General features: G+C 71.1%; 16 protein-coding genes and 1 pseudogene. 11 read left to right on the top strand and 6 right to left on the bottom strand.

Features of this window, described 5'->3' with window-relative positions; all coding sequences use genetic code 11:
* From IF99_RS33590 to IF99_RS0122175, 4 genes and pseudogenes are all read left to right on the top strand, one after another.
* Positions 1-89, top strand: a pseudogene (locus IF99_RS33590) (IS5/IS1182 family transposase); the annotation flags it as partial.
* A gap of 281 nt (positions 90-370) precedes the next feature.
* Complete coding sequence (locus IF99_RS0122165; RefSeq protein WP_078655206.1) at positions 371-1,030, top strand: tyrosine-type recombinase/integrase; 660 nt, start codon at positions 371-373, stop codon at positions 1,028-1,030.
* A gap of 231 nt (positions 1,031-1,261) precedes the next feature.
* Positions 1,262-1,468, top strand: a complete 207-nt coding sequence (locus IF99_RS0122170) for a helix-turn-helix domain-containing protein (protein ID WP_030998504.1) — start codon at positions 1,262-1,264, stop codon at positions 1,466-1,468.
* A gap of 195 nt (positions 1,469-1,663) precedes the next feature.
* Positions 1,664-2,623 carry a tyrosine-type recombinase/integrase gene (locus tag IF99_RS0122175; RefSeq protein WP_234340804.1) on the top strand — a complete coding sequence of 320 codons (960 nt, stop codon included), beginning with the start codon at positions 1,664-1,666 and terminating at the stop codon, positions 2,621-2,623.
* 63 nt (positions 2,624-2,686) lie between these two features.
* Here IF99_RS0122175 and IF99_RS31715 read toward each other — a convergent pair whose 3' ends face one another.
* Complete coding sequence (locus tag IF99_RS31715) at positions 2,687-2,998, bottom strand: hypothetical protein (protein WP_030998508.1); 312 nt, start codon at positions 2,996-2,998, stop codon at positions 2,687-2,689.
* A 6-nt stretch (positions 2,999-3,004) separates the two neighbouring features.
* Between IF99_RS31715 and IF99_RS35495 the strand changes: the two genes are divergently transcribed.
* From IF99_RS35495 to IF99_RS0122195, 3 genes are all read left to right on the top strand, one after another.
* Entirely contained in the window at positions 3,005-3,139 is a 135-nt protein-coding gene (locus IF99_RS35495; RefSeq protein WP_267882252.1) for a hypothetical protein, read from the top strand.
* 606 nt (positions 3,140-3,745) lie between these two features.
* Positions 3,746-5,941, top strand: coding sequence for a hypothetical protein (locus IF99_RS0122190; protein ID WP_234340805.1), 2,196 nt, complete (start codon positions 3,746-3,748; stop codon positions 5,939-5,941).
* 79 nt (positions 5,942-6,020) lie between these two features.
* The gene (locus IF99_RS0122195; RefSeq protein WP_030998511.1) at positions 6,021-12,080 is read left to right on the top strand and encodes a hypothetical protein; all 6,060 of its coding nucleotides are present in this window, start codon (positions 6,021-6,023) and stop codon (positions 12,078-12,080) included.
* Positions 12,081-12,766: 686 nt separating this feature from the next.
* On the opposite strand, the gene IF99_RS35100 is transcribed toward IF99_RS0122195, so the two are convergent.
* Both IF99_RS35100 and IF99_RS0122215 read right to left on the bottom strand, forming a co-directional pair.
* Positions 12,767-13,138: a hypothetical protein gene (locus tag IF99_RS35100; RefSeq protein WP_051703618.1), complete on the bottom strand. Its 372-nt coding sequence runs from the start codon at positions 13,136-13,138 to the stop codon at positions 12,767-12,769.
* Positions 13,139-13,880: 742 nt separating this feature from the next.
* Positions 13,881-16,607, bottom strand: a complete 2,727-nt coding sequence (locus tag IF99_RS0122215) for an ATP-binding protein (RefSeq protein WP_030998513.1) — start codon at positions 16,605-16,607, stop codon at positions 13,881-13,883.
* Positions 16,608-16,815: 208 nt separating this feature from the next.
* On the opposite strand from IF99_RS0122215, the gene IF99_RS34100 reads away from it, so the two are divergent.
* The 3 genes from IF99_RS34100 (at position 16,816) to IF99_RS0122230 (ending at position 21,319) form a co-directional block, all read left to right on the top strand.
* A complete protein-coding gene (locus IF99_RS34100) occupies positions 16,816-17,166 on the top strand; it encodes a hypothetical protein (RefSeq protein ID WP_158716639.1) in 351 nt (116 codons plus the stop codon).
* A 30-nt stretch (positions 17,167-17,196) separates the two neighbouring features.
* Positions 17,197-18,081: an alpha/beta fold hydrolase gene (locus tag IF99_RS0122220; RefSeq protein ID WP_030998515.1), complete on the top strand. Its 885-nt coding sequence runs from the start codon at positions 17,197-17,199 to the stop codon at positions 18,079-18,081.
* A gap of 469 nt (positions 18,082-18,550) precedes the next feature.
* Positions 18,551-21,319 carry a LuxR family transcriptional regulator gene (locus IF99_RS0122230; protein ID WP_051703619.1) on the top strand — a complete coding sequence of 923 codons (2,769 nt, stop codon included), beginning with the start codon at positions 18,551-18,553 and terminating at the stop codon, positions 21,317-21,319.
* A 217-nt stretch (positions 21,320-21,536) separates the two neighbouring features.
* Here IF99_RS0122230 and IF99_RS35500 read toward each other — a convergent pair whose 3' ends face one another.
* Both IF99_RS35500 and IF99_RS0122240 read right to left on the bottom strand, forming a co-directional pair.
* The gene (locus tag IF99_RS35500) at positions 21,537-21,659 is read right to left on the bottom strand and encodes a hypothetical protein (RefSeq protein WP_267882253.1); all 123 of its coding nucleotides are present in this window, start codon (positions 21,657-21,659) and stop codon (positions 21,537-21,539) included.
* Positions 21,656-22,465 (bottom strand): MerR family transcriptional regulator, encoded by an 810-nt coding sequence (locus IF99_RS0122240; RefSeq protein ID WP_030998521.1) that lies wholly within the window; start codon positions 22,463-22,465, stop codon positions 21,656-21,658. The genes IF99_RS35500 and IF99_RS0122240 overlap by 4 nt, the downstream gene beginning before the upstream one ends.
* 237 nt (positions 22,466-22,702) lie before the next feature.
* On the opposite strand from IF99_RS0122240, the gene IF99_RS0122245 reads away from it, so the two are divergent.
* On the top strand, positions 22,703-24,238 hold the full coding sequence (locus IF99_RS0122245) for an alpha/beta hydrolase (RefSeq protein WP_030998523.1): 1,536 nt from the start codon (positions 22,703-22,705) through the stop codon (positions 24,236-24,238).
* Between the two features lie 361 nt (positions 24,239-24,599).
* Here the strand turns inward: IF99_RS0122245 and IF99_RS0122250 are convergent, their stop codons facing one another.
* The gene (locus IF99_RS0122250) at positions 24,600-25,262 is read right to left on the bottom strand and encodes a response regulator transcription factor (protein WP_030998525.1); all 663 of its coding nucleotides are present in this window, start codon (positions 25,260-25,262) and stop codon (positions 24,600-24,602) included.
* Between the last annotated feature and the right edge of the window lie 38 nt (positions 25,263-25,300).

Raw genomic sequence — 25,300 nt, forward strand, 5'->3', positions numbered from 1 at the left:
ACCGCCGCTACGAGCGCAAGGCCGAACACTTCCTCGCCTTCGTCGGCATAGCCGCAGCCCTCATCTGCCACCGCCGACTCACCAAATAAAACAACGTCTTAGAAGGCGCCTGCTCTATCCTCGCGTTCCCTTGGTCACCGAGGGGTAGGTATGTGTGGGTTCGGACAGATTCGCCGACAGCAGACACATTGAGTCCCATACGGACTGGATTAACTCGGCGAAGGAAGCAAACCTAGAGCGGTCTTGAGAAAGCAGAACCTGCTCTCTGCGCATCAGTCGGGACCGCGAGAGGTGCGTCGCGGGCGCAACATAGCCGACGATCGCCGGTTGGCCAAACCGGCGCTTCTGCAGACCATTGAGTGACCAGGGGATGCCGACGCATCCCGATGTCTCGTGTGAGGAGTCATGTAGCTTGTCGAAGCTGGCAATAGGTGAATCGTCCTTGCTCTCAGCGGACCATGTTCGCGCCCTTCTGGAGTGGCTCCAGGAGGAATCTTCGGGAGCCGTTTTCCCTTTCCTCGCCGCTATGGCGGGCACCGCCCTTTCGCCGGGTGAAGCAGTCTCGGTACGGGTGCAGGACGTGACGCTCCCGGACGCGGAGTTCGGGGAGGTGTTGGTCCGTGCCGGCGAGAGCCGGAGGGTTCCTGTCTCCCCGGACGTCGTGGGTGTGCTGAGGCGCTGGATCGACGAGGCGGGTTTGGAAGCTGAAGACCTGCTGTTCCCGGCCGAGCGGGGTGGGGCGTTGGCGTCCTCCGAATACAAGAGGGCGTGGAGGCGCGCTCGCCAAGCGGTGTTGAGCCCGGACGAGGTGCAGGCGGGCTTGGGGGAGCAAGTCTCCAGCCTGCGTGACTCCTGTCTGGACCGCTGGCTCGAGGCGGGCGTTCCTGCGTGGGGTGTCGCCGAGTGGGCTGGCGTGAGTGCGAGCTGGATTGCGCTGCGGTACCCGCACCGCTTCCGGCTGGAAGACATCGAGATCGACTGGGAGCACCTGGAAGAGAGCCTGCGCCTTCCGGGCATTCCCGAGCGGTAGTTTCCCCTCTCGCGCTCCGACTCACGATCCGAGCGCGAAGAGCACGCGCCGAGCACATTTCGAACGTCGGCGGTCCACGCCGCACGCGGCCGTGTCACATGGCTCGACCCTCAGCGATCTGGTTCCCACTGCCCTACAGGGCCGGTTGACCTGCGCCGTGGACTGCCGGCAGCCCGGCTGAATCAATTCACCTGCTTAGCCTTTCCCCCCTCTGTTTCCGAGGACTCGCGCATGCCTGCCCGTTTGCTGTCCATTCCCGCTGTCGCCGCCGCCCTGGACGTCGACCGGCGCACCGTCTACCGCTTCATCGCCGCCGGCGACCTCCCGGTCGTCGACCTGCGCACCGGGACGGAACGATCTCGCGTCCGTGTCCCTGCTGCCGGGCTTGAGGAGTTCATCGCCAGGAGATTGGTTGGCTCCCCGCGCCTCCGTCGGTGAATTCCCGCCCCCAGCCCAGACCTCACCGCTTCCGAACAAAGGAGTAGTACCGCGTACCTGCGCAAACTGAAGTCCGGCAAGTGGCAGGCGACCGTTCGTAACCGGGCCGGAGACCGGTTCAGCGAGTCCTTCCCCCTCAAGGCCCAGGCGCGGGCCTGGGGCATCGAGCTGGAGACCCAGTTCGCCCGTGGAGGCATGCGGGACCCGCGGGCCGGCGAGATCGCGTTCCGGGAGTGGCACGACCGGTGGTGGAACGCCCGCATAGTCGAACCCCACACGCTGCGGGGCGATGCGTCCAGCATCAAGAACCACGTCATGCCGTACTGGGCTGACTGGGAGATGCGGGCCATCACCCGCATGGACGTCCAGAGCTGGATACGCTCCCTGGTCGAGAAGGGCGCAGGCCCTGCCGCGATCAAGCGGGCCTACAACCTGACGTCGTCCATCATGCGCGCTGCTGTCGACGACGATGTGATCGCGGTGAGCCCGTGCCGCAGCATCGATCTGCCGCCCATCGCGGTCAAACCGCCGCAGTGGTTCACGCCCGACCAGGCGCAGAGCATCCTCGACGGACTCTCCCCCGCCTGGCGGACGATGTGCCTGCTCGGCTTCTACACCGGACTGCGCTGGGGAGAGCTCTCCGGCCTGCACCGCCACCGCATCGACACGCGCCGCTCCCGCCTGTTCGTCGTGGAGGTCAACACCAAGAGCGGCATCAAGGAGTACCCCAAGAGCTCCAAGAGCCGCCGGGAAGTCCCGCTCCCGCCCCACGTCCTGGAGGCCCTCGAACGGCACATCCACCGGCTCGACCGCGACGCAGTGGTCTTCACGACCATCACCAAGGGCCGCTCCGGGCGCCTCCTCGCCGACAGCAACTGGCGTCGGCAGACCTGGTGGCCTGCTGTCGAGGCTGCCTACCATTTCGGCGACGACGGCGAGTTGCAGCTCGTCCCGCACTACCCGCCGCACTCCATGCGCCACACTTGCGCCTCGTGGCTCGTCCAGAGGGGAGTCTCGCTCTACGAGGTTCAGCACCTTCTCGGCCACGAGAGCTTCCAGACCACCCAGCGCTACGCCCACCTCCAGCCGGACGCCCATAAGGCTGTGCTGGGAGCCTGGGAACGCATGGAAACCCCGCTCACCATCGTCGCATGAACGTTCCTTTGCCCTGTCCTCCACGGACAGGGCAAAGGCGTTTCCCGGTTGAGCCGGGCCGGGTCACGTTCGCGGGTCGGTTGGACAGTCTCCGGGAAGCGTCCAGCGGCCGTCTGCGTCGAAGGGCCACGCGTAGGCGTAGGCATCGATCTTCGCCAGCTCACGCAGCGCCTCCCGCCCGGCAGGCGGATCCACAGGAGTGCGCAAGGGTTCCCTCAAGGGGTCGAGTTGCACCGCGTACGCCTCAGCCCATTCCAGCCAGTCCGCCTCCTCCGTCGCGACCGGCGCCTCGCCTGCTCGGGCGCGGGCTGCCCGGCAGAAGGCGCGGATCTCTTCGGCCTGCCGCCAGTCCCGAATCTGCCCGGTAAGAATCATCGCCCTGTGCTGCTCGATCTGCTGCTCGCGAGCCCGCGCGACGGCCGCGTATCAGCGGCGCCGCTGTTCGGCCTCACGCAGCTCCTTCTCCCGCTCCCGGCGGTCGGCTTCCGCCGCAAGGCGTTCCAGATTCTGCAGTAGGTGCCCCAGCCGTGACTCCAATGTCCACCGGGCGCTGTCGCTGTACGAGTACGAGTGCTGGTACCAGCTCCCGGAGGGCGCGCCGAGAGCGAGGCGACCGTTGAACTCTTCGTCGTACTTGGGCAGGCGCGTCCAGGGATTGCGCTCCTCTTGACGGCGCTCCTGCGGGGTCGAGTGAGCGACTCGATCTTTGTGGCTCGCTCACCGGCGTATTCGCGAGCGAGGCGCCCGCATGAGCGACGCCTTCAGAGGGCCGTTCGGAGATGCTTGACGCTCGGATGACGCTCGAAGCGGAAGCCTCTGCTGCGCCGCCAAAGGCGGTGCGAGTGACCATCCCGGCCCCACGTACCTTGGGGGGAGAACGCGACCCGACGAACGCGGTGACGGATTCGATCGTCGTGGGCCGTCGCAAAGTGATGAAAGCGCTACAAGAAACCCAAGGATGGGCATACTCTGCGGGAATCACCGCAGGTGGGCCGGGGCGACCTGTAGTGCAGCGGAGGTGTCATGGGTGGGGACCCGCATGTATCAGCACAAGGGGTCGAAGAACGTGAGCGCACGGGGGTGCCGGATCCATACGGTGACCGGGCTCTTCTGACCTCTGCCATGACGGAGGGCTACGCCGCCGTCCCCGACGAGGAACGCAGTCGGCTGCGGAGCTACATCGAGGCGGTTGTCGCGGCCCGTGCGGCGCCGGTGCACACCACCGTTGCCTTCAACGCCGTGTACTTCGGATATGACCTCGACGGTGACGGCTATGGCGGAAGCCCGCTGTGCCTCGACGACTTTCCCGTGATCACCTCCGGCGAGTGTGCTCCCGTGCTCCCGGTCGGTGCCATGGTGTGTGTCACCACCGGGTCGGACCCGCTCTACGCCGAGATCGTCTACCGGGAGGGCGCGCACCCGGAGGTGGGCGCGCTCGGGGACGTGCCGGCCTGGGTGTCGGGGGCGCCCGCGGGCGCCGAGGGCCCTGGGAGGCCCGGTGCTGACGCCGCGCCACGGCGCAGGGAGCTGCTGGTCCCGGACCTTCGAGCCTTCGGTCCGGCCCTGGGTCTGTCACCCGCCCAGCTTCATCGCTTACGCACGCGTGGGCGCTGGATCAATGAGGACGGGCATGTCGTCGTTGACGTGTGCTATCCGTCCTGGGAAGCAGCCCGGCGCGACGATCTGACGGCCTACGCGGACCACCTTCTGACGACGGCACGGCAGCAGCTGCTCAGCCCCTTCGTCCCCGTGTCCCTCGCCGCCCTGGTGGGCGGCACGCACGATGAAGACCTGCGGGCGGGGCTGCTCGGTCTCCTCGACACGGTGCGGGGTGTCCTCGACTCCAGTGCCGCGTTACGCACCTGGGGTCATTACGCCATGACCCGCGCCTCCCTCGCGGATTGCTGGCGGGACACCGGGCCGCTGGGAGGTGACGATGTCAGGTCTCTCGTGGCCGAGGTGGAGCGCGCGGCCACCCCGGTGAGGCGGCGATACGGCCTTGTGGCTCCGGTCACTGTGTACACAGCGGTCGGACCACGGCTGCGCGGCTTCCCCGGGGCGGCGGAACGGCTCAGGGGAGCGGGGTACGCCGCTGCGGTGTGCCGGGTGAACCTGGCGCTCGCCGACGTGGTCCAGGGGGACAGCGACCAGGGTCTGTTCGGGAACGGCTCCCGGATCACCCTCGACGACGCGTTCGAGGGGGGAGGGGTGTGGCGGTCCCATCATCCCGGTGACGCGGAGGTCCCCCGAAACCCCCTGGTCCCGGCCGGACGCGGCTGGGCCTCCACGCTGCCCGCACCGCCGGAGCCGGAGGCGGAGGCGGAGCTGGAACCGGTAGATCTGCCCCTCGCTGACGACGACCTCCTCGGCCCCGGTGAACTCCTGCGGAGCGACGCGCAGGAGATCGTCTGGCGGGCGCCCCTGCGGCTGGCTCATCTCATCGACGGCTGGTTCCCCCTGCACCCGTTCGTCGCGGAGGAGCTTTGCGAGTCGCACGGCGCGCACCCCACGCTGCGCCTTGAACTCGAGCACGCCGGTGAAACGTTGGACGAGAAGGAGGCGGTTCAGGACGTCACGGTCGAACTCGGCGACGACTCGAATCGGTTGACGGGGATCGTCTGGCCCGGTGACTTCTTCCCCGGCCTGATGCTGGAGCTGCGCCGACGTCGTGGCGACACAGTGATCCGCCTCGCCACGACGCGACTGAAGGAGTGCGTGCAGGTCGGTGACCGTGGGGCGGGGCACTGTTACGACCCCCGCGTGCTCACCAGGGAGGACGTGCCGGGCAGCAGCCGCCATGGTGACAGCGCGGTCGGGCTCGGTCCCCGGCAGCTGGTGATGCGCACCGTGCGCCGTTGCGGTCTGCTGACCCTGGACGGCCATGCCCTGATGGATCGAACGGTCCTGCCGAGCGCGGTCTATGGGCGTCTGCCGGCCCGGTCGCAGGCCGCCGCCCTCGACGCGGCCGTCGCGGAACTGCTCGCGGAACATCTTCTGGAGCCGGCCCTCGGCAGCAGGGACGCCTGGGGCCAGCCGCACTTCCCGCCGCGTGACGGACAGCGGATCATCTTCCTGATCGGCTACCGTCCCGCCGGGCCACGGGTGATACGGCCGTGGGGCGGTGGCGAGCCGGGCGGTGAGCGACTGCGCGGCGTGCAGTTCGTCCCAGGCCATCTGCGCCGCCTGCGGCCGGGGTGCTCGCCCAGCGACGTTCAGCGCGCGGCTTTTCGGGAGCACTGCCGCAGGCTCGGCAAGGCGGACGGCTGGGAACTGCCGTACGGCTACACGTTCGTGACCGAGCACACGCGTGGCAGCTGATCCTTCACCGCTTTCGCGCGTCCATGGCTTCGGCCGCCCTTTCCCCCATCCGTCGCCCACAGAAACGGAGTGCGTGTACATGCAGGACCGCTACCGCGTCGTCACAGGGCCGCCATGGTCCCCGTCGAGTGTCTCAGCCGAGGACCTCGAAGGCCTCGCCGCCGCGCTCAACGCCTTGGAATCCCCGGCCGTCGCCGCCCTGAACGACCTCACTGCGGACATGGTGGAGCTCGCATTCAACTCCCTGCGGCCCAAACACCGCCAGGAGTTGCTCACCAGTCTTGGCATCCGCATGTCGGCCCCTCGACGGGTGAGCAGTGCCCTGTGCCGGGATGTGCTCGCCAGACTGCGGCGCGAGTCACGACAGCACGCGTGCACATGCGGGGTCAGGGGTCTCACGGTCACCGTGATGAACCAGGTCGGGGAATTCGTCCTGGCGCAAGACGGTGAGACGGTCCGCGACCCTGTTGCCCGGTGGGGCGCCACGCTGGTTCGGGCCACCGTGTTCGCGTGGTGCAACGCCACCGTCACCGACGCCCATATCCTTGCCTGGGCGGCGGACCAGGACTGGCTCGGGGTGACGGTCGGTGACGAGGAGTCGGCTCGGCTCGCCGCCGTAGCTGCCGCTTCGCGGTCCCTCGTGGAGGCGTACCCCGACTTCGCATCCGGAGCGGCAACCGACGACGAGCCGGCGCTCGCGAAGGACGGGAAACCGGAGCGTGCTGCCGTCGCCGACCGGCCGGGCACCAGTGCCTCCGCACCGGAGACCGCGGCAGCGGACCCCAGCGCCTCGCACGAGGAGACCGCTGCGGCCTCCGAGGGCGCCAGGAGCAAGGAGGGAACGACTCCGGAGGAGACCTGTCGGCAGCTGGAGTCCGCCCTCGCAGAGGCCCGCCAGACCGCGGAGAAGGTCACCGACGCGGTTATGGACGGCCGCCCTCCGCAGGACGAGGACATGGCTTCGCTCGCTGCGCTGAGCACTGCCTTCGATGACGTGGAAGCGGTGTTCCGGGCCGCCGGGATCGAGGGGGTGCCTCGTCGCCTGGCGGACATGACGCGCGCCGCACGCGCGCACTGGACAGCGCGGAAGCGTGATCTCCAGGCCCGCGAGCCGCTGCGGGAGCTGCTTAATGTCGCCTGCCGCCCGGACAGCTCCGTCGCTGCCGTCGCTGCCGCCGAGGCCGTGCGCGGCGCGGCCCGCCGCCTGCTGGACGTGCCGGTGTGGGAGGAGCCGCAACGCGAGGAGGGCGCCGCGCTCGCCGCTCTGGCCCGCCTCATCAGGCTGGGGCGGCAGGCGGAGGCCGCGACGGAGATCCTGGCACTGCAGGCGCAGGTCGTACGGGTCCTGCCCACGTGCGCCATGGCGGTGCTGATCGCTCCTGAGCTGACGCTGGACCAGTCGGTGGACGGTGACCCGCGCCCCGTCGGGGCCGCCGAGGCGCATGGCACCGACCAGCCCGCCGACACCGAGACGACCTCGGAACACGTAACCGTGCAGTCGGCCGCACCGACCGAGGCGAACGCGCCCCAGTCCACCGCCATGCCGGAAGTCACGACGACCGCCGAGCCGGTCCACGCCCCAGACGCAGACGCCGCGGCGGCCGCCGACAACGACCCGGCGCCCCCCACGTCCGCCGATGCGCCGGTCGTGGCGCCCGCCGCTCCCACGGTCTCTCCCGCCGAGGACACGCTCGCCCGGGAAGCGGCCCCGGTGGCGGACGGAGCCACCGATGAGGCCGCGGTCGAGGGGGTCCTGGCGCGGCTGGTCGTGGAGCGGCGCTTCGGACTCGCCCACCATGTGGCGAGTGCCGCCGGCCACGTCGAGCCCCAGGTGGCGGCGCTCCGCCTGGCCGGTGCCGCCGCGCTGCTCACCTCCGGGAACAGCCAGAGTGCCCGGCTCACGGCGGATCTCCTCCAGGAGTACGGCGGATACGCGGGCCAGGACACCGAAGGCAGCGAACTCCTCCTCCTCCCCGCCCTGCTGCGCACCGCGCTGATCACCGGCGACCATGCTGCCGGCGCTCAGCTCAAGGCGCTGGTGCCCCGGCTCCCGGACCGGCTCGGAGAGGCGGCGACCGCCGTCGCCGACCGTGCTCTCAGCGGCGCCCTGCTGATCGCCTCGCCGCTGGTCGCGGACGTCTCCGAGACCGAGACCCGGCTGCGGGAACTGCGTGAGCAGAGCCGCGACCTGCTCGCGCCGCAGCGGCTGCGGTTCGCACGGGCCACGGAGATCGCCAAGCGCTGGCTCGCCCCCGGCGACGGGATGCTTGGATCGCTGCTCACGACCGTCGTCGGCGACGACCGCGACGCGCTGCAGCAGGTGCGGGAGCAGGCCGACCGGCTGTCGAAACTGACCGAGGTCAACAGCGAGATCGACCGCATGGACCGCAAGTACCGCTCGTCCAGCAGCAAACCGCTCCAGGGCTCCGGGCGGCAGGATCTGGTGCATCTCGTGGAGCGGGTTGTCAGCCTGGTCAAGGAGTGGTGCATGGCGGTCGACGGCACCCGTCGCGACCGTTCCGACGGCAGCCGTGCGGTCAGGGAGATCTCCTCTTTGCGTCAGTCCCTGCTGGACGGCAGGGAAGCGGCGCTGGGTGAACTGGAGCGGTTGGCGCGGCGCCCGGACGCCCTCTCGGGCGCGATGGCCTGGGCGGCCCACGCCTCGATGGAGGAGTTGTTCGCTCTGCTGGCCGGCGACAGCGTGACCACGCGTCACGGCGGCCCGGCCGACCCGGAACTCGCGCTCGACGCAGAGCTGTTGAAGGTGCAGGACACCCACGACGGTCAACCGTCGCTGGGCGAGCTGCTGACCGCGGTCGACCGGAGCTGGCAGGACGCCCTCGACGAGCGGCTCTCGTACGACGCCTTCACCGCGGCCCGCGACATCGTCGACCTCGCCGGACGAGGGCTGCTGCCTGCCGCCGGGGCTGGGGAGTTCGCCCCGCCCGCGGAAGCCGAGATCGACGAAAGGGAGACCGCCCGGCGTGCGCAGCTGCGGAAGGCACACAGCGACCTCGTTGCCGAACTGCACCGCGCTCAGGCCGACGGCGCCGTGACCGAGGACCAGGACCTGGGCCTTCAGGAGTTACTCGCCGACGCCCGTGACCGCCTCGAAGGCACCGGTCGGCACGACCTGCTGGACGTGCGGCGGGCGCTCGACAAGGTACGAAGTGGCCTGCCGGCCTTCCGGAAGCAGGCGGCGGACCGGATCCGGGCCCGGCTCGACGCCCTTGACCCCTCCTTGGAGGAGCGGGCCCAGGTCCTGCGGCGCCTGGAGACGAACGACCTGGCCACCGCCGCCGATCTCGTCTACTTCCTGGAGATCGGCGAACCCGTCCCGGAGATCGAGGGCGGCGAATCCCATCTGACCGAGTTCTTCCCGGCCGTGCCCGACGGCCTGCCTGGAGGCATCGACCACGACCTCGTCGAGCTGGTCAGGTCAGGCGGCAAGCATCCGATGGTCCCCGTCCTGGACTACGGCGGCCTTTCCCCCGACGAGGCGGCGCTCGCGGCCGACGCCCTCGACGAGTGGCGTGCGCTTGCGGCCACCGAACGGAAGGACAGGCTCCAGGTGGCTCCGACGCGTCAGGTGCCGCCCCTCCTCAAGCTCCTCGGCTACGACGCCAAGAGCGCCAGGCCGCTCGACGACCGGTCCCAGCACCGGCGGGAGTACCGTCTCTTCGAAGCGACCGGCGTGGAGATCAACGGCAGGGCGAAGGCACCCGCGTTCGGCTCGCAGATCACGGAGCAGGGTGGCAACCTGCGGGTGATGATGGTCTGGGGCAGACCGCCCGCCAAGGTCGTCATGAGCTGGGCGGAGCGCGACACCAGCGGAGCGGGCCTGCTCGTCGTCTACTTCGGCACGCTGAGCCGTGAGGCCCGAGTCGAACTCGCGGCCGGCTCCGACCGGCTGCAGCCGCTGTTGGTGGTGGACGACGCCGCCCTCTCCTATCTCGCGGCCCGCGGCGACCGCCAGGTCAGCGCCGCCACGCAGACCCTGCTGCCCTTCTCCGGCGTCAACCCGTACATCAGGGAGAAGCGCGGCCGGATCGGCGGCGAGATGTTCTACGGCCGCGACGCCGAACGCAAGAGCATCCTCGACCCGCGTGGCACCCAGGTCATCTACGGCGGCCGGGGCCTGGGCAAGTCGGCACTGCTCGCCGACGCCGGGGAACGGTTCACGGAGCAGCGCCCCGGCTACCACCAGACGGTGTACGTCAACCTCGACCAGGAGAACATCGGCAAGGGCAGCTCGCGCGGGCCAGAGGCGCTGTGGAGCGTCCTGCTGAGGGAGCTGACCGTTGCACAGGTGCTCGAAGACCGGCCACAGGGGCGCGGGAAAAGGCAGGAGATCTCCGAGCGGGTGCGCGCCGGCATCCGGACCTGGCTGGACGGGGACTCCCGGCGCCGACTGCTGATCCTGCTCGACGAGTGCGACCAGTTCTTCGAGGCCGACGCCCCGCGGTTCGACCAGACTAAGAAGCTCAAGGGCCTCGGGTCCGACACCAAGGACGCGGCGAAGGTCGTCTTCGCAGGACTTCACTCCGTCCAGCGCTTCTCCAAGCTCGCGAGCAACGGACCGTTCGGCCACCTCGCCCAGACTCCGAAGGTGATCGGCCCGCTGGCTCCCCAGTCGGCTGCGGAACTGCTGGTCGAGCCGATGCGGGCGCTCGGGTTCGAGTTCAAGGACCTGGATCTCGTCAACCGTGTACTCGGCTACTGCTCGTACCAGCCGTTCCTGCTCCAGATGTTCGGGCACCGGCTGGTCGAGCTGATGCACCGCAAGCGGACGCGGCGCGGCGCCGGGGAACCCCCTTACGAGGTGGAGGTGGCCGACATCGAGATCGTGGAGTCGGACGCCGCACTCCGGGACGGCATCTCGGCGGCCTTCAAGGACACGCTGAGCCTCGACCACCGCTACGACGTGATCGCCAACGTGCTGGCGTACCACGCCCGCCATCACGGCCTGGAGGTGCGGCTGAGCGACACCGAGCTCCGCGAGGAGTGCGAGACGTACTGGCGCAAGGGCTTCGAACAGCTCGACACCGAGGGTTTCCGTGCCTACCTCTCCGAGATGGTCGGTCTCGGCATCCTCGCGCCCAACCACGACGGCCTGGGCTGGCATCTGCGCGGTCCCAACGCCCTGCGCATGATCGGTACCTCCCACGAGGTGGAGGCACGTCTGCTCAGGGCCGAACAGGACTGCGAACTCCAGGAGAGCATCGTGCAGGAGGGCCGCCCCGAGCTGCCCGACGGTCGGCCGGCTCCGCTGACCAACATCCAGCTCGACGACCTCCTGGGGGAGCGCTCCAACCGGACTCGGGTCGTCCTTGGCACCACCGCCACCGGAGTCACCGACGTCGCCCGGACCCTGCGCACGATCGCCGGACCGATCGACGGCTGGACGCTGCCGCCCGTCGGCAAGCCCAGCGTCTACAAGCAGGAACTCACCGGCGGTCGCCCCCGCGAACGACGGGTCGTCATCAGCGACTTCGTCAACTACCGGGACCCGGTCCGGCCCGCGACCTGCCGTGAAGCCGTCGACCTGGCCGAGACGCTGCTGCCCGCTACCCCGGGGGTCACCCGCTCGGTCGTCCTTGTCACCGATCCCGCTCAGCTCGCCCTGTGGCGCTCACTGCTGACGGGAACTGAACCCACCTCGGCCGCCCCGGTGGTGCTGCGCCGGCATGACCACCGCAGCCTGCGCGGCTGGGCCCAGCGCGTGGAGATGTTCCACACGGAGGACCGCCTGGACCGTCTCCACGAACTGACCGGTGGCTGGCCAGTCCTGGTGGACCGGGCCCACCACCTGCACGAGGAACTGGGTGACTCCGACGAGGTGTTGCGCCGCCTGGCCGACCTCCGCACGGACCGGGCCGAGGCCCGTGCATTCGCCGAGGCGACCGGCGTGTACGCGGAGCCGCTGCTGGCCGCCGGGTACCGGGCCCTCGACGACGAGTTCAAGGACGGCCTCTTCGACATCGAGGGTGCGGTGACCGCTGTCGCGCTCAAGATCGATGACGAGCACGAGGCTCGGTGGATCGTCAACTGCCTGCATGCCTTGCAGGTGTTCGCCCATGAGGACACCCAGCTGCGCCTGGAACCGGTGCTCCGGGAATGCGTGGCGCTGGGCGGGTGAAAGAGCTGGCATGTGAACCGTGACCGGACATGGCCGTGGCGATCACGGGCGTGCCGGTCGCGGTTCCGCAGTGGGCGGAGAACCTGTTCCGCCCACCGGTGCGGGCCTATCCAAGGGCGCGCGGTCTACCAGGGTCCCAGGTCCTGCCGGGACGGTCGTCGACCGGACGACCAGCCGACTCATGGGCCTGAACTCACGGGCCCGCGAGGTGGCCCGATACCGCAAGAAGACGAACGCCTTGGCCGTGTCGGCGAAGTTCGCCGCCGGGCGGCTGTGACCGCGATACGGAGGGTGCCAGCTGCCGTGTCGAGGGTGAGAGCGAGGCGGAGGTTTCGGCCTCGCACCCGGCCGTGCAGGGCCGCGGCGGCGGCGAGCTCGGCGATGAGCTGCTTCGCTTGTTCGGTGGCGGCGGGTGACACCTCCCCTGAGCGGAGCTGCTCGGAGGCGAGCAGCCGGGCCAGGCGCAGCTCGGCCTCCCCGCCGACGACCACAAGGTCCCTCGACCTGTTGATCCGGTCGGCGATACTGCCGCGCGACGGCGCTTCCATCACATGCCTCTCACACACCAAGCCCCGTGTCCCGCCATGGAGCGGTGGTGCTCCGGCGTGAGCGCGGTCCGCGCGGCGGTGCCCGCGGTGAGACCGAACGGCGGGGGCGCTCCCGGCGCGACACGGCGCCGGCGACTCTTACACCGCCGCCGTACCGGCCTCGCTTCTCGGCAACGGGGTCTTCGCGGGGCTGACGGTCCTCCCGACCTCCTCACTCGTCGTGGACGACGTCGAGTCCGGAGTCGCGGGACGGGCTTCCGGACCGATCCGGACCACCCGGTGATGCGAAGGAGCGATCGGCTTCGCCGTGACCGCGTCGGTGTACGGTGCCGGATCCGTGCCCGGCGTGTCCGTACCGGACCTTCGCGCGGCGTTCTTCACCGCGGGCGCGCCGACCGTCTTGGAGTTCTGCTTGAGGTAGCGGGGCAGGTCATTGGGTCGGCCCTCGTGCAGGACGGTGCGGTACAGGCTGATGCGCTGGCGGGGCTTGCACATGTCGTACAAGGTCATCCACGATCACCCGGGTCGGGCCGTGCAACTCGTCCAGTGACTCCGGCAGGCGGCGGCGGGACCCCCGCTACAGCGAGAGGTCCTCAGCGATCGCACCCGAGAGGCCGTTTAGCGTGGGTGCGGGATGCTGCGGGCTAGAGGGCGTAATCCCGTTTTGGCGGCCGGGGACATTGCGAGGGTCATGATGTGCGAGCTGGCGTCCGGGGCGGATCTCCGGGGGAGCTGGTTGCCGCAGTCCGCTCAGCTCTGAGCAGTACGGACTCTCTGGCTTGACGCTCGTTTGACGCTCCGGGCGTCCGCACGAAGGGCGCTGAGCAGAGAATCCGGCTCTGACCTGCGGCTTTCTCGTATCCCTTCAGGCCGACATCTTTTCGATGACGCAGCACTTCGAGTGCGTGGCGATCCTGGAGCCGGTGGCGAAGGGCTCCTGACCTGCGGTTTGCGTGGGCGCATTATGTGCCGTGTGGCGTTACGGGCGATATCTTGACGCTGAAATGATGCTCGTTTGACGCTCGTTCTGATGGGGCGTCAGGCGTGCTGGGATGCTGTTCAGGCCGCCTGCAGCGGTGCTTCTCGCCTTCCTGGCAAGGCTCGTTCATCAGCTTCCTCCAGGGCGGCGTCGGGCTGGACCCCCCGGAAGCAGCCTGCGGCTGGTTGTTGGGGACGAAGCCGAGTTGGCTCGGCTCCTGGCCTTCCGGGTGGCATTCGCGTACCGCGACAGGGCACGCACGCTGTCGGCCCGTCACGGAAGCCGCAGGTCTCGCAGCTGTCGCCGGGAGGTGATGCTCAGCTTGCGGAAGATGCTGCGGAGGTGGGCCTCAATGGTGCGCGGGCTCAAGAACAGCTGTGCGCCGACCTCCCGGGAGGTCGCGCCGGTAGCTACCAGCCGGGCGATCGTCAGCTCCTGGGCGGTGAGCGCGTCCGAAGGCTGGGCGGACCGGCTGCGTGGGTGCTCGCCGGTGGCGCGCAGCTCGCGGGCGGCGCGCGCGGCGAACGCTTCCGCCCCCATGTCCGACAGCATCTGGTGGGCGGTGCGGAGCTGCTGGCGGGCGCCTTGGCGGCGGCCCTCGCGGCGTAGCCACTCGCCGTAGACGAGATGAGCCCGGGCCAGCTGGGTGGCCACGCGGCAGTTTCGTAGCTGCTCGATCGCCTCGCGGTAGTACTCCTCGGCGGCCGGGCCGGTGCTGACCAATGCCCATGAGCGCGCTGCCAGCCCGAGCCCCCACGGGGTGCCGCTGGCCTGCGCCCGTGAGCTGAGCTGGACCAGCGCAGCGGTCGCACGCTCCGGCCGGCCGCTACGGCATGCCGCTTCGATGAGCTCGGAGTGGGCCAGGTTGCTGTGGGTCAGCTCGTCGGACTCGAAAGCCCGCGTCGCAGCGACCAGAGCCGCCGGGTAGTCGCCCAGACCGTTGTGCAGCACCGCCATGGCGTACTGCGCCAGGAAGTCCTCAGTCCGGCCCCCACGTCCAGCCGCTTCCCGGACCATGGTCGCGTGGATCTCGGTGGTCTCGTCCGAGCGGCCGCGCCAGGCAGCCAGGATGAGCTGGCCGTGGAGCACGGGCACAGTTCTCGTCGCGGCCGCGATCGCGGTCTGCTCGGCGGCCCGGGAGAAGTCACCGGAGAGCACCAGCATGACGGACTGGACGAGCAGTGCTGCGGGGAGCGTGGCCAGCGCGCCGGCTTCCCTGGCCAGCCGGACATGACGAGCGGCCAGCGCGTGCACCATCTGGTCGTCGAAGACCGACATCGCGGTCCGGCCGGCCAGCCACAGCCAGCGGCGGTCGTCGCCGTCGTTCACGGCGTGATCGTCCCGCTCGTGACGATTGAAGGCGTCCAACGCCCGCCGCAGCCCGGGCACTCCTGCCGCGTAGCCCTCCGTGAACGTCGTCACCAGCCCGTCGAGCAACAGATCCACCGGCCTCGGCGACTCCGGTGGCGCGGGCGCGGCCCGGGCTGCTTCGGCCACCGCGCGCACGCCGCCGCCGGGTCCGCGGTCGCCGGTGACGATCGCCGCGTCGAGCGCGTCCAGGTAGGTCTCCCGGGACAGCGCCGGCTCCAGCGGGGCGAGGCTCTCGGCGGCGTCCAGCAGCATCCGCGGCCCCTCGCCGCCCCTTGCCCCGTGGAACGCGATCCGAGCACGCAGCAGCTCCAGGCGGGCCTGCGCCACGGCGTCCAACGGCCCGGCCGCGGCGACGGTCAGCAGCTCCAGGGCCTCGGACGCACCGGCCTCGTGCTTGGCGTGCGCGGCTTCCAGGGCCCGTTCCGCCCGGACGGCCGGCCCAGGGGTCAGCTCGGCCGCACGCTTCAGGAACGCCGCCGCGGCGGCCAACCCGCCGCGGGCGCGGGCCCGTCCGGCCGAACGCTCCAGCTCCGCGGCGGCGTCCTCATCAGTGCCCACCACCGCCTGCGCGCGGTGCCAGGCACGCCGGTCCGGATCGGCCTGCTGGTCGGTGACGGCGGCCAGCGCGCCGTGCGCCCGGCGCCGGTCGGTCGGTGTGGCCGCCCGGTAGACCGCCGAGCGCACCAGCGGGTGCCGGAAGCGCACACGGAAGTCGAACTCCAGCAGCCCGGCGGCCTCCGCGGGCGCAGCCGCCTCGCGGGCGATCCCCAGCTCCGCGGCCGCGCGCCACAGCAACGCCGCATCACCGGTCGGCTCGGCCGCGGCAACCACCAGCAGCATCCGCGCGTCGGCAGGCAGGCTGTTCGCGCGACGCCGAAAGCCGTCCTCGATCCGGCGCGGAACGCTCACCACGTCCGGCAGCTCGAACCCGCCCGCGAACTGCATCGCCGGAGCACTCCGGGGCAGCTCCAACAACGCCAGCGGATTGCCGCGCGCCTCGGCTGCGATCCGGTCGCGCACCACATCGTCCAGCGGTGCGCGGACCGCGGTGGCCAGCAGCGTCTGGGCATCGGAGGCCCCCAGCCCCGCCAGGCGCAGCTCCGGCAACCCGCTGAACGCCTCGACGTCGGTCACATCGGGATCGCGCAGCGCAAAGACCATCGCCACCCGCTCGGCCCCCACCCGCCGGGCCACGAAAGCCAGAACCTGCGCAGACGCCTGATCGAGCCACTGCGCGTCATCGACCACACACAGCAACGGCCCGTCCTCGGCCAACAGGCTCAACACCGCCAACCCCACCAGGAACCGGTCCGGCGCGGCACCCTCGCGCAGCCCGAACGCCACCCCGAGCGCGGCCTGCTGCGGCTCGGGCAGCTCGACCGCCCGCGCCAGGAACGGGGCGCACAACTGGTGCAGGCCCGCGAACGCGAACTCTGCCTCGGCCTCCACCCCGGCCGCGTCGTGAACCCCGAATCCCATCGCCACGGCGGTCTCCCGCATGTGCTGCAAGAGAGCGGACTTGCCGATGCCGGCCTCCCCGCGCACCACCAACACCCCGCTGTCGCCGCCCCGCGCCCGAGCCAGCAGCCGCTCCAGCGCCGCCTGCTCGGCGTGCCGTCCCACGAGCATCGCCTGGTCCTTCCCTGGCGCCGACACGGCGTCTTTCCGGTCATTGTCACCGACGCGAAGCGCGCGGGCAGCACCGGGTCGTCGAGATGCCGGCCTCCCCCGCGCCAGGGTCGGTGACGGGATAAGGGATTTCCACCGACGCGGACCAGGCGCCTTCTCCGCGACTCTGAGAGCCGACAGCAGAGCGACCGGGAAGGGAGCGACCACCGTGATCAGCGCCGAGGTGTTCTTCCCCGCCGACGAGGAGTCCTCCCGCCACGGCAGCGGCGCGAGCGGGTCGCCGTCCACGCCCTGGCCCACCGGGAGCCGCACGGCGGTGGGGCGGGCTGTCGGAGGCCGATCGCCGGCGCCGGCTCACGCACCCCTGACCACGCCGAAGACATGTGGGCCGACGACACGTCGGCCGACGACACCTGAAGGGAACAGCCGTGGCCTGGAGCCCCGCCAACTCGCCGATCTCGCCGTCTACGCCGACCCGGCCGACCCGGAGTCCACGGCCGCCAAAGCCACCATCGCCGAGGCGACAACGATCGCGGTACGGCGGCTCGTCGGTCAATAGCAGGCACACCACCCTCGGAAAGGAAAGATCATGGGACACGTAACCATCGGGAACGAGAACAGCACGCCGGTCGAGCTCTACTACGAGGACCAAGGCGCGGGTCAGCCCGTCGTCCTCATCCACGGCTATCCGCTCGACGGCCACAGCTGGGAGCGCCAGACGCGCGAGCTGCTCTCCGCAGGCTACCGCGTCATCACCTACGACCGCCGCGGCTTCGGACGCTCGTCGAAGGTCGGCACCGGCTACGACTACGACACCTTCGCCGCCGACCTGGATGCCCTGCTGGAGACCCTGGACCTGCGCGATGTCGTCCTCGTCGGGTTCTCGATGGGCACCGGCGAACTCGCCCGCTACATCGCTCGATACGGCCACCAGCGGGTCGCGAAGCTCGCCTTCCTGGCCTCCCTGGAGCCCTTCCTCGTCGCTCGGGACGACAACCCGGACGGCGTGCCCCAGGACGTCTTCGACGGCATCGAGGCCGCGGCCAAGGGCGACCGCTACGCCTGGTACGAGCAGTTCTTCTCCAACTTCTACAACCTCGACGAGAACCTGGGCAACCGCATCGGCCAGGAGGCGGTCACAGCCAGCTGGAACGTCGCCATCTCCAGCGCCCCCGTGGCCGCCCATGCCGTCGTCTCCTCGTGGATCGAGGACTTCCGCGCCGATGTCGAGGCCGTCCGGGCCAGCGGCACACCGGCCCTGATCCTGCACGGCACCGCCGACCGGATACTCCCCATCGACGTCACGGCCCACCGCTTCCGCCGGGCCCTGCCCGACGCGCGGTACGTGGAGATCGAGGGCGCCCCGCACGGGCTGCTGTGGACGCACGCCGACGAGGTCAACGCCGCCCTGCTCGCCTTCCTGGGAGACCCACTCCCCAAGGGCGTCCGCCCCAGTTCGGTGGAGTCGCCATGACCACGGCCCCCGGCGCCTCGCCCCGCGGCGCCGACCTCGGCGTGCGCCCGCGGCGAGCGCCTCGTCCATACGCTGCCGGTACCATGGCAGCGGTTCGGCGTGCTCGACGCGCAAGCTCGTCGTCGGCGACCGACGAACGGGACGCGACCCTGACCGCGACGGCGGGGCCATCGGTCAAGGTACCCGGGCCCGTGGTCTGCGGGCCCAGAAGCACCTGCGGCAGGCCGCTGAGCACGCGCACACCATTCGCGGACAGGTCGGCACCACCGAACGGGACCCGGCTCGGTGGGGTGGCACTGCCACAGCAGGGGCCCGAGAATGCGCTCATCAGGATCCGAGCGGAGCTCACCGGCATCGCGCTCGTGCACGGGGTCGGCGTCCTCGTCGGGGCCTCGGACAATCCCGCCGGCCTCGGACGGTGCGGCACGGACCTCTGGGGCCGGAAGATGGTCACGGCTGGGAGGACGCGATGAGGGCAACCGGTGCTCCGGCTCCGCTCGTCGGACGACAGGCAGAGATCGCTGCCGTGACCGAGGTGCTCGACCGAGCACGCCGGGGCACCGGTGGCGCCCTGGTGCTCTGGGGTGAGCCGGGCATCGGCAAGACCGCACTCCTCGACCACGTCACCGCGACGTCTCCCGATTTCGCCCCGCTGGCGGTACAGCCCGCACGGTGCGAGTCCGGGACCCCCTTCGCCGGCCTGGACACGCTGCTCCGGCCGGTCGAGCACCTGATCGCGACCCTTCCGGTGTCCCAGGCGGCAGCGTTGCGAGGCGTGCTCGCGGGCGAGGTCACCGCAGCGGGCCGGTCGCTCATCGCCGTGGCGGTCCTGTCCCTGTTGTCGGCGCTGGCAGTCGACCGCCCGCTCCTGATCGTCGTGGACGACGCACACCGGCTCGACGCGGAGACCGAGTTCGTGCTCGGATTCGTCGCCCGGCGGGTGGGGACCGAGCCGGTGGTGGTCCTGGTCGCCGACCACGACGCGCCCGCCGGCGGATCGTGGGAGGGGGCCGATCCGCTCGCGGTGCGTCCTCTCGCTGACGACCACGCCGCCCAACTGGTCGCCGCCGCCCACCCCGGCCTCGACGGCCCCGAGGTCACCCGCGCGGTGAAAGCAGGTGGGGGCAACCCGCTGGCACTGCACGAGCTGCCCGTACCGATCGACGATCTCGCCGCCGGCACGGTGCCCGTGGGGCCCCGGCTGCGTGAGGCCTTCGCCGAGCGCCTGCGGACCATGCCGGCCCCGGCACGCGAGTTCGTCGTACTCATGGCCGCGGCTCGTGCCGACGGTGATCAGCTCACGCTCGCACGGTCAGCACGTTCCCGCGCCCCCGAGGGGCCGGTGTGGGAGGAGACGACCTGGTCGGGTCTGCTCGCCGGGACGCCCGACCGGCCTGCGCTACGGCACCCGGTGGTCCGGGCCGCTGTCTACGCGAGCGCCTCCCCGTCCGAGCGCGGGAACGCCCACCGGACCCTGGCCGCCGCGCTTCCCCCGGGCAGTCGCGGGCATGTCTGGCACCGGGCCGCGACCGTTCACGACATCGACGAGGAGATCGCCGGGCTGCTCGAGCGGACGGTGCCCTCGGGCGCCGGCGCGGTACCGATCCTGCGGCGGGCCGCCGAGCTGTCCGCCGACCCGGCCGCTGCGACCCGCAGGCTCGCCGGCGCGGCCGTGGCCGCCTGGCACGGCGGCGACGCCACGATGGCGCGTCGGTTGCTGGCCGATGCCCGGAGCCTGACCGACGAGGTCCTGGTCACCCGCGCCAGCCGTGGCCTGCGCGGGGTACTCGAACTCGCCGAGGGGTCTCTGGAACGAGCCCACCGATCGATCAGTCGCGACATCGCCGCGTTCGATGATCCGCGCATGGGAGTGGAGCTCGGCGCCGCCGCCCTGCACGCGGGATGGTCCGCGGCCCGCGACGACCTCGTCGGCGAGACCCTCACTCGTCTCGCGGGGCTGACGACCCCTGGGCTGCCCGATGTCCTCCCGGTCGTCCGGACGTGGTGGGGGCCGGCGACGGCCCCGGCACGGGCAGCGTCGTCGGCGGAACTCGGTGACGTCATGGCGCACATCTCCCGGGTGGAGTCGCAGCTGCTCCCGGCATCGCCGCTCGGACTGGTGTGGGGCCTCGACGAGCCACTCGCCGATGCCGTGCACGCCCTTGTCCGCAGGCACCGCCGTCACGCCGATGGCACCTCGCTCGCTGCGGCGCTGGCTCGGATCGCGCGACTCGACATCGCCGCGGGCCGGTGGGGCGCCGCGCAGGACGCCGCGGCCGAGGGGCTCGCGTCGGCCGAGCGGATCGGTGCCGAGCACATCGCCGCGGAGTGCCGGAACTGCCTCGGGTGGCTCGCCGCCGCCCGCGGTGACGGCCGCAGCGTCGACCATCTGACCGTTCGGACCCTGCAGCTGGCCAGGCTGCGCGGCGACCGTGCGGTCAGCGCCTCGGCCCACTGGAACCGTGGAATGGCCGCTCTGGCGGCCGGCCGCGCCGATGCCGCACTCGACCTGCTCGCCCGCTTGGACGAGCACGGGCACGAGGCAGCGCATCCGGTCGTCGCTCTGCTGGCAAGCCTGGACACGATCGAGGCCGCCGTGCACGCGCGGCGGCCGGAGATCGGCCGACGCCGTGCCGAGGCGCTCGACGCCTGGGTACGGCGCACCGGCGCGCCCTGGGCGAGATTCACAGCGCACCTGGCACGCGCACTGCTGGACGAACCCGCCGCCGAACGGTCCTACCGGGCGGCGCTGGACGTGCCCGGTGCGTCCCGGCGCCCGTTCGACCACGCACGGGCCCGGCTGCTCTACGGCGAGTGGTTGCGGCGACAGCGGCGGCGCCGAGACGCCCGCCAGCAGCTCGACGCCGCCGCCGAGACGTTCCACGCACTGGGAGCGCGCCCGATGCTCGAACGGGCCCGGCGTGAGCAGGGTCTGATCATGGCGCCCGCACGCCGTGCCACTGCCGCCGGCGCGGGCATGACAACGCTGACGGCACAGGAACGCCGGGTGGCCCAGCTTGCCGCCGGCGATCTGACCAACCGGGAGATCGGGGCCCGTCTGCGGATCAGCGACCGCACCGTCGGGCATCACCTGTCCAACGTGTTCGCCAAGCTGGGGCTCTGCTCACGGCGCGACTTGGCGGCCACCGGCATCGCCGGACGGAGAGATTCCGGCTCGGTCGCGACGCCTGACGAGCTCGTGCAGGTAGGCGGTGAGACGTCGCGAGCTTCGGCGTGACCTGGGTTCACGTCCGCCGTGTCGGCTTCAGGTCCACGGTCTGCTGGTGAGACAGCAGGCCGGCGACGGCTTGGATGGTGTCGCTCATGTGCTCGCGGCGGCCGAGGCCCGACGTCTCACCGCCTGCCGTGCACGCGCTGGTTGGATGGCTACCGGCGCCCCAGGTGTGCTGCCGCTGGAAGGGCCCGCAGCGGCAGGACCGCGTCGGGGACGTCGCTCACCACAGCACCTCGTCCACGCCGCGGGCGTTGACCGAGGCGCGGCGGTCGTCAACCGCGCGCGACTGCCGCCCGAACGTCGGCAGCCCTTCCAGCTCGTACCGCAAGGCACCGAGCGTCACGGGCTTGCACGCCTCAACGAGGGCCTTGAGTGCGCGGGTGAGGCGCTGTCCGAAGCACGCACCGTCTCACCCGTCCCGCCCCTCTCGGCCTCCTCTTCCTGGAGGAGGCCGTGCAGGAGGCGCAGGACGTCGAGCTGGGCCTCGTTGTAGAACGCCGCCACGGACTGGGTGACGACGGACCGGGTGAGCTTCCCGTCGCGGCGGGACGCGGCGTCCAGGTCCGTGAGGGCGGTCCCGTCCGCGCGCTGGGCCCGGACCGCGGCCGCCAGGTGGGCCGCCAGTCTGCGGCGCACGTCCTCGGGGGCGTCGGCCGGCAGGTGCTCGAACTCCTCGTCCATCTTGTCCCGGGGGCGCGTGTACTGGTCCCGGATGAGGGACATCGCCGTCGGCGTGAGGACGCTCGAGGACGCCACCAAGAGGTCCTGCAGGGCCTGGGGCAGCGTGGCGGCGGCGGCCCCGAAGCCCGCGGGCAGGCCGAGCGAGGCCCCGTCCTCCAGGATCGCGGCCAGTTGGCGGCGCATGTGCTGCTGGCGCTCGATGTTCGCCGCGAGTTCGGCGTCCAGGGCGCGCAGGATCTCCTTGGACCGCGCGTCGGCGGCGGCCACCGTGGGGATGTCGGAGAGCGGCACGCCGAGGTCGGTCAGCCGGCGGATGCCCATCAGCCGGACCAGGTGCCGTACGTCGTACCGCTTGTAGCCGCTCGGTGCGCGCTCCGGCTCCTCCAGCAGCCCCAGCTTGTGGTAGTGCCGGACCGTCTTGAGCGTTGTGCCCGCGAGTTCCGCCAGCTGACGCGTGCTCCATGTCACGAGAGTCCCTTTCCGAGGTTCCGTCGTCCGTCGCCTTCCGGGGTTGCGTCGCCGGTCGGCGCGCGCCGTCCGGCCCGCCCGTCTGCCGGGAGGGCCCTGCCTCCCCCTGCCCCTGGCCGCCGAACCCATCCCCGGCCACGACGGATCGTCTCGCGGGGCGGGCTTGACTGTGCCCTTGGGACACAGAGTGCGATGGGCGCGGCCAACCCACCACCAGCGCATGGGAAAGATGCGGATATGACACGAGGACGCGGTATCCGGCGGAGCGCGGCCCTGGCGGTCGCCCTCGGCCTCGGCCTGAGCGGGTCGCTCGTCGCGGGACCGGCGGGCGCGGAGGAGAAGGAGGGACCCGGCGTTCGGTGGGGCACCTGCCCCGAGGACGTGGCGGCCGAGGCGGCGCCGGTCGTGCTGGAGTGCGGCACCGTGCCCGTACCGAAGGACTACGCCGACCCCGACGGCGGCCGGATCGAGCTGATGATCTCCCGGCTGGCCAGTACGGACCCCGACAAGCGGCGAGGCACGCTCATGCTCAATCCGGGCGGTCCGGGCGGCTCCGGTCTCTCCCAGCCCGCTTTCCTCGCGAACCGGGGCGTCCCTTCCGAGGTGCTGGACACCTACGACGTGATCGGCATGGACACCCGGGGCATCGGGCGCTCGGCACCGGTGGCCTGCGGATTCACTCCGGAGGGTCCGTACTTCGCCAACATCCCGCCGTACGCGGTCGACGACGCGGCGGTGACCGCGCGGGCGAAGGTGGTGAAGAAGGTGGCCGAGCAGTGCGCGGAGCGCGACAAGGACGGGATGCTGCCCCACCTGACCACGGCCAACACCGCACGCGACCTGGACCGCATTCGGGCGGCTCTCGGGGAGGAGAAGACCAGCTTCCTGGGCTACTCCTACGGCACGGCGCTGGGGGCCGCCTACGCGTCGATGTTCCCCGAGCGCTCCGACCGCATCGTGCTCGACAGCAACATCGGCGACACCCACCTCGACCGTGACGGCATGCGCCGCTTCGCGCTCGGGGTGGAGCAGACGTTCCCCGACTTCGCCCGGTGGGCCGCCGCCCGCCACGACAGCTACGGTCTCGGCCGCACCCCCGCCGAGGTCCGCCGGACCTACTTCACCCTCGCCGAGCGGCTCGACGAGAAGCCGGTCGACGGGTTCGACGGTGGCATGCTCCGCCAGATCACCTTCAGCTACCTGTTCAAGGAGGTGCAGTACAGCAAGCTGGCCCAGCTCTGGCAGACAATGAAGAGCGGCGGCGACGCGAAGGACCTGCGGACTCTGGTCGCCCGGAGCGGCCCGGCGGACCAGGGGGACGGCACGGCGGACACCCCACCGTCCCTGGACAACCAGCTCTCCGTCTTCCTCGCCGTGACCTGCAACGACGTCAAGTGGCCGACGAGCGTGGACACCTACCGCAAGGGCGTGGCGGAGGACCGTGCGCGCTACCCGATGTTCGGCGCCGCTGCCGCCAACATCCTCCCGTGCGCGTTCTGGCCGTACGCCCGGGCGGAGAAGCCGGTGGCGATCGACGACGACGGGCCGCGCAACATCCTGCTCGTCCAGGACCTGCGCGACGTGCCGACCCCGCACGTCGGGGGGAAGCTGCTGCGGCAGAAGTTCGCGCACAGGTCCCGGCTGGTCAGCGTGGACGGCAGCGGTCACGGGGTCTATGTGTACGGCGACAACCCCTGCGCGCTGAACACCACCACGCGCTACCTCGTCGACGGGAAGATGCCGAAGACGGACGCCTTCTGCCCGGCCGGCTGAAACTCGTGACGATCCGGCCCCGGGGGTAACGGATCGCCCCACACCCCGGGGCCGGAGCCTCGGCGCTGGTGGATCCGACTTCGCTGTGACCGGTCGGATTCGGTCCGGTCAATCGCGGCGGTAACCGGCAGGCGAACGGCTGCCACTGCCCGCAGGAATACGACGGTAACGGGATAGGTGCTCTGCGCCGGTACGGCGTCCGTCGCGGTCGACGTGCTGGACCGGGACCGGTCGGCGATGGCGTACCGCATTGACGATGGTGAGCAGGACCTCGGCATCCGGGTAGTCCGGTTCACGGGGCTCGTCTCTGAGGGTGAGTTCGCGGATCCGCTCCACGTACGGTGTGCCGGGGCGCTGAGGTTCACTCTGCGCACGGCTCCAGGCCCGCGTCGCGGGCCAGGAGCGCCGCTTGGACCCGGTTGTCGCAGTCGAGCTTGGTGAGGACGCGGCTGACGTAGGTCTTCACCGTCGCCTCGCTCATATGCAGGCGGGCGCCGGCGGCCGCGTTGGACAGTCCTTCGCCGAGCAGGGCCAGCACCTCGCGTTCGCGAGCGGTCAGCCCGGCCAGGCGGCGGCGCGCCTCCTCGCCACGCACGGTGGCGGCGGGGGAGGCGAGGGTGTCCACCACGTGGCGGGTGGCGGCCGGGGACAGGTATGCGTTGCCGGCCGCCGCCGCGCGGACCGCGTGGATCAGCTCCTGCGGGGCGGTGTCCTTCAGCAGGAAGCCCGCACTGCCGTGGCCGAGCGCCCGCAGGACGTTGTCACGTTCCCCGAATGTCGTCAGGATCAGCACCCGCACCCCCGGCGCGGCGCGGCCCAGTTCGGCCAGCGCGGTCAGCCCGTCCATCACGGGCATCTGGATGTCCAGCAGGGCCACGTCGACCGCGGTGCTCCGGGCGGTGTCCACCGCCTCCCGGCCGTCCCGTGCCTCGGCGACGACCTCGATGTCCCCGGCGGAGGTGAGGATCATTCTGATGCCTGCTCTGATGAGCGGCTCGTCGTCGGCGATGAGAACCCGGATCATGCGGTCTCCTGCGCGGGATCGGTGTGACAGGCGGACAA

It is taken from the genome of Streptomyces sp. NRRL F-5630 (assembly GCF_000719475.1).
Classification (GTDB): Bacteria; Actinomycetota; Actinomycetes; order Streptomycetales; family Streptomycetaceae; genus Streptomyces.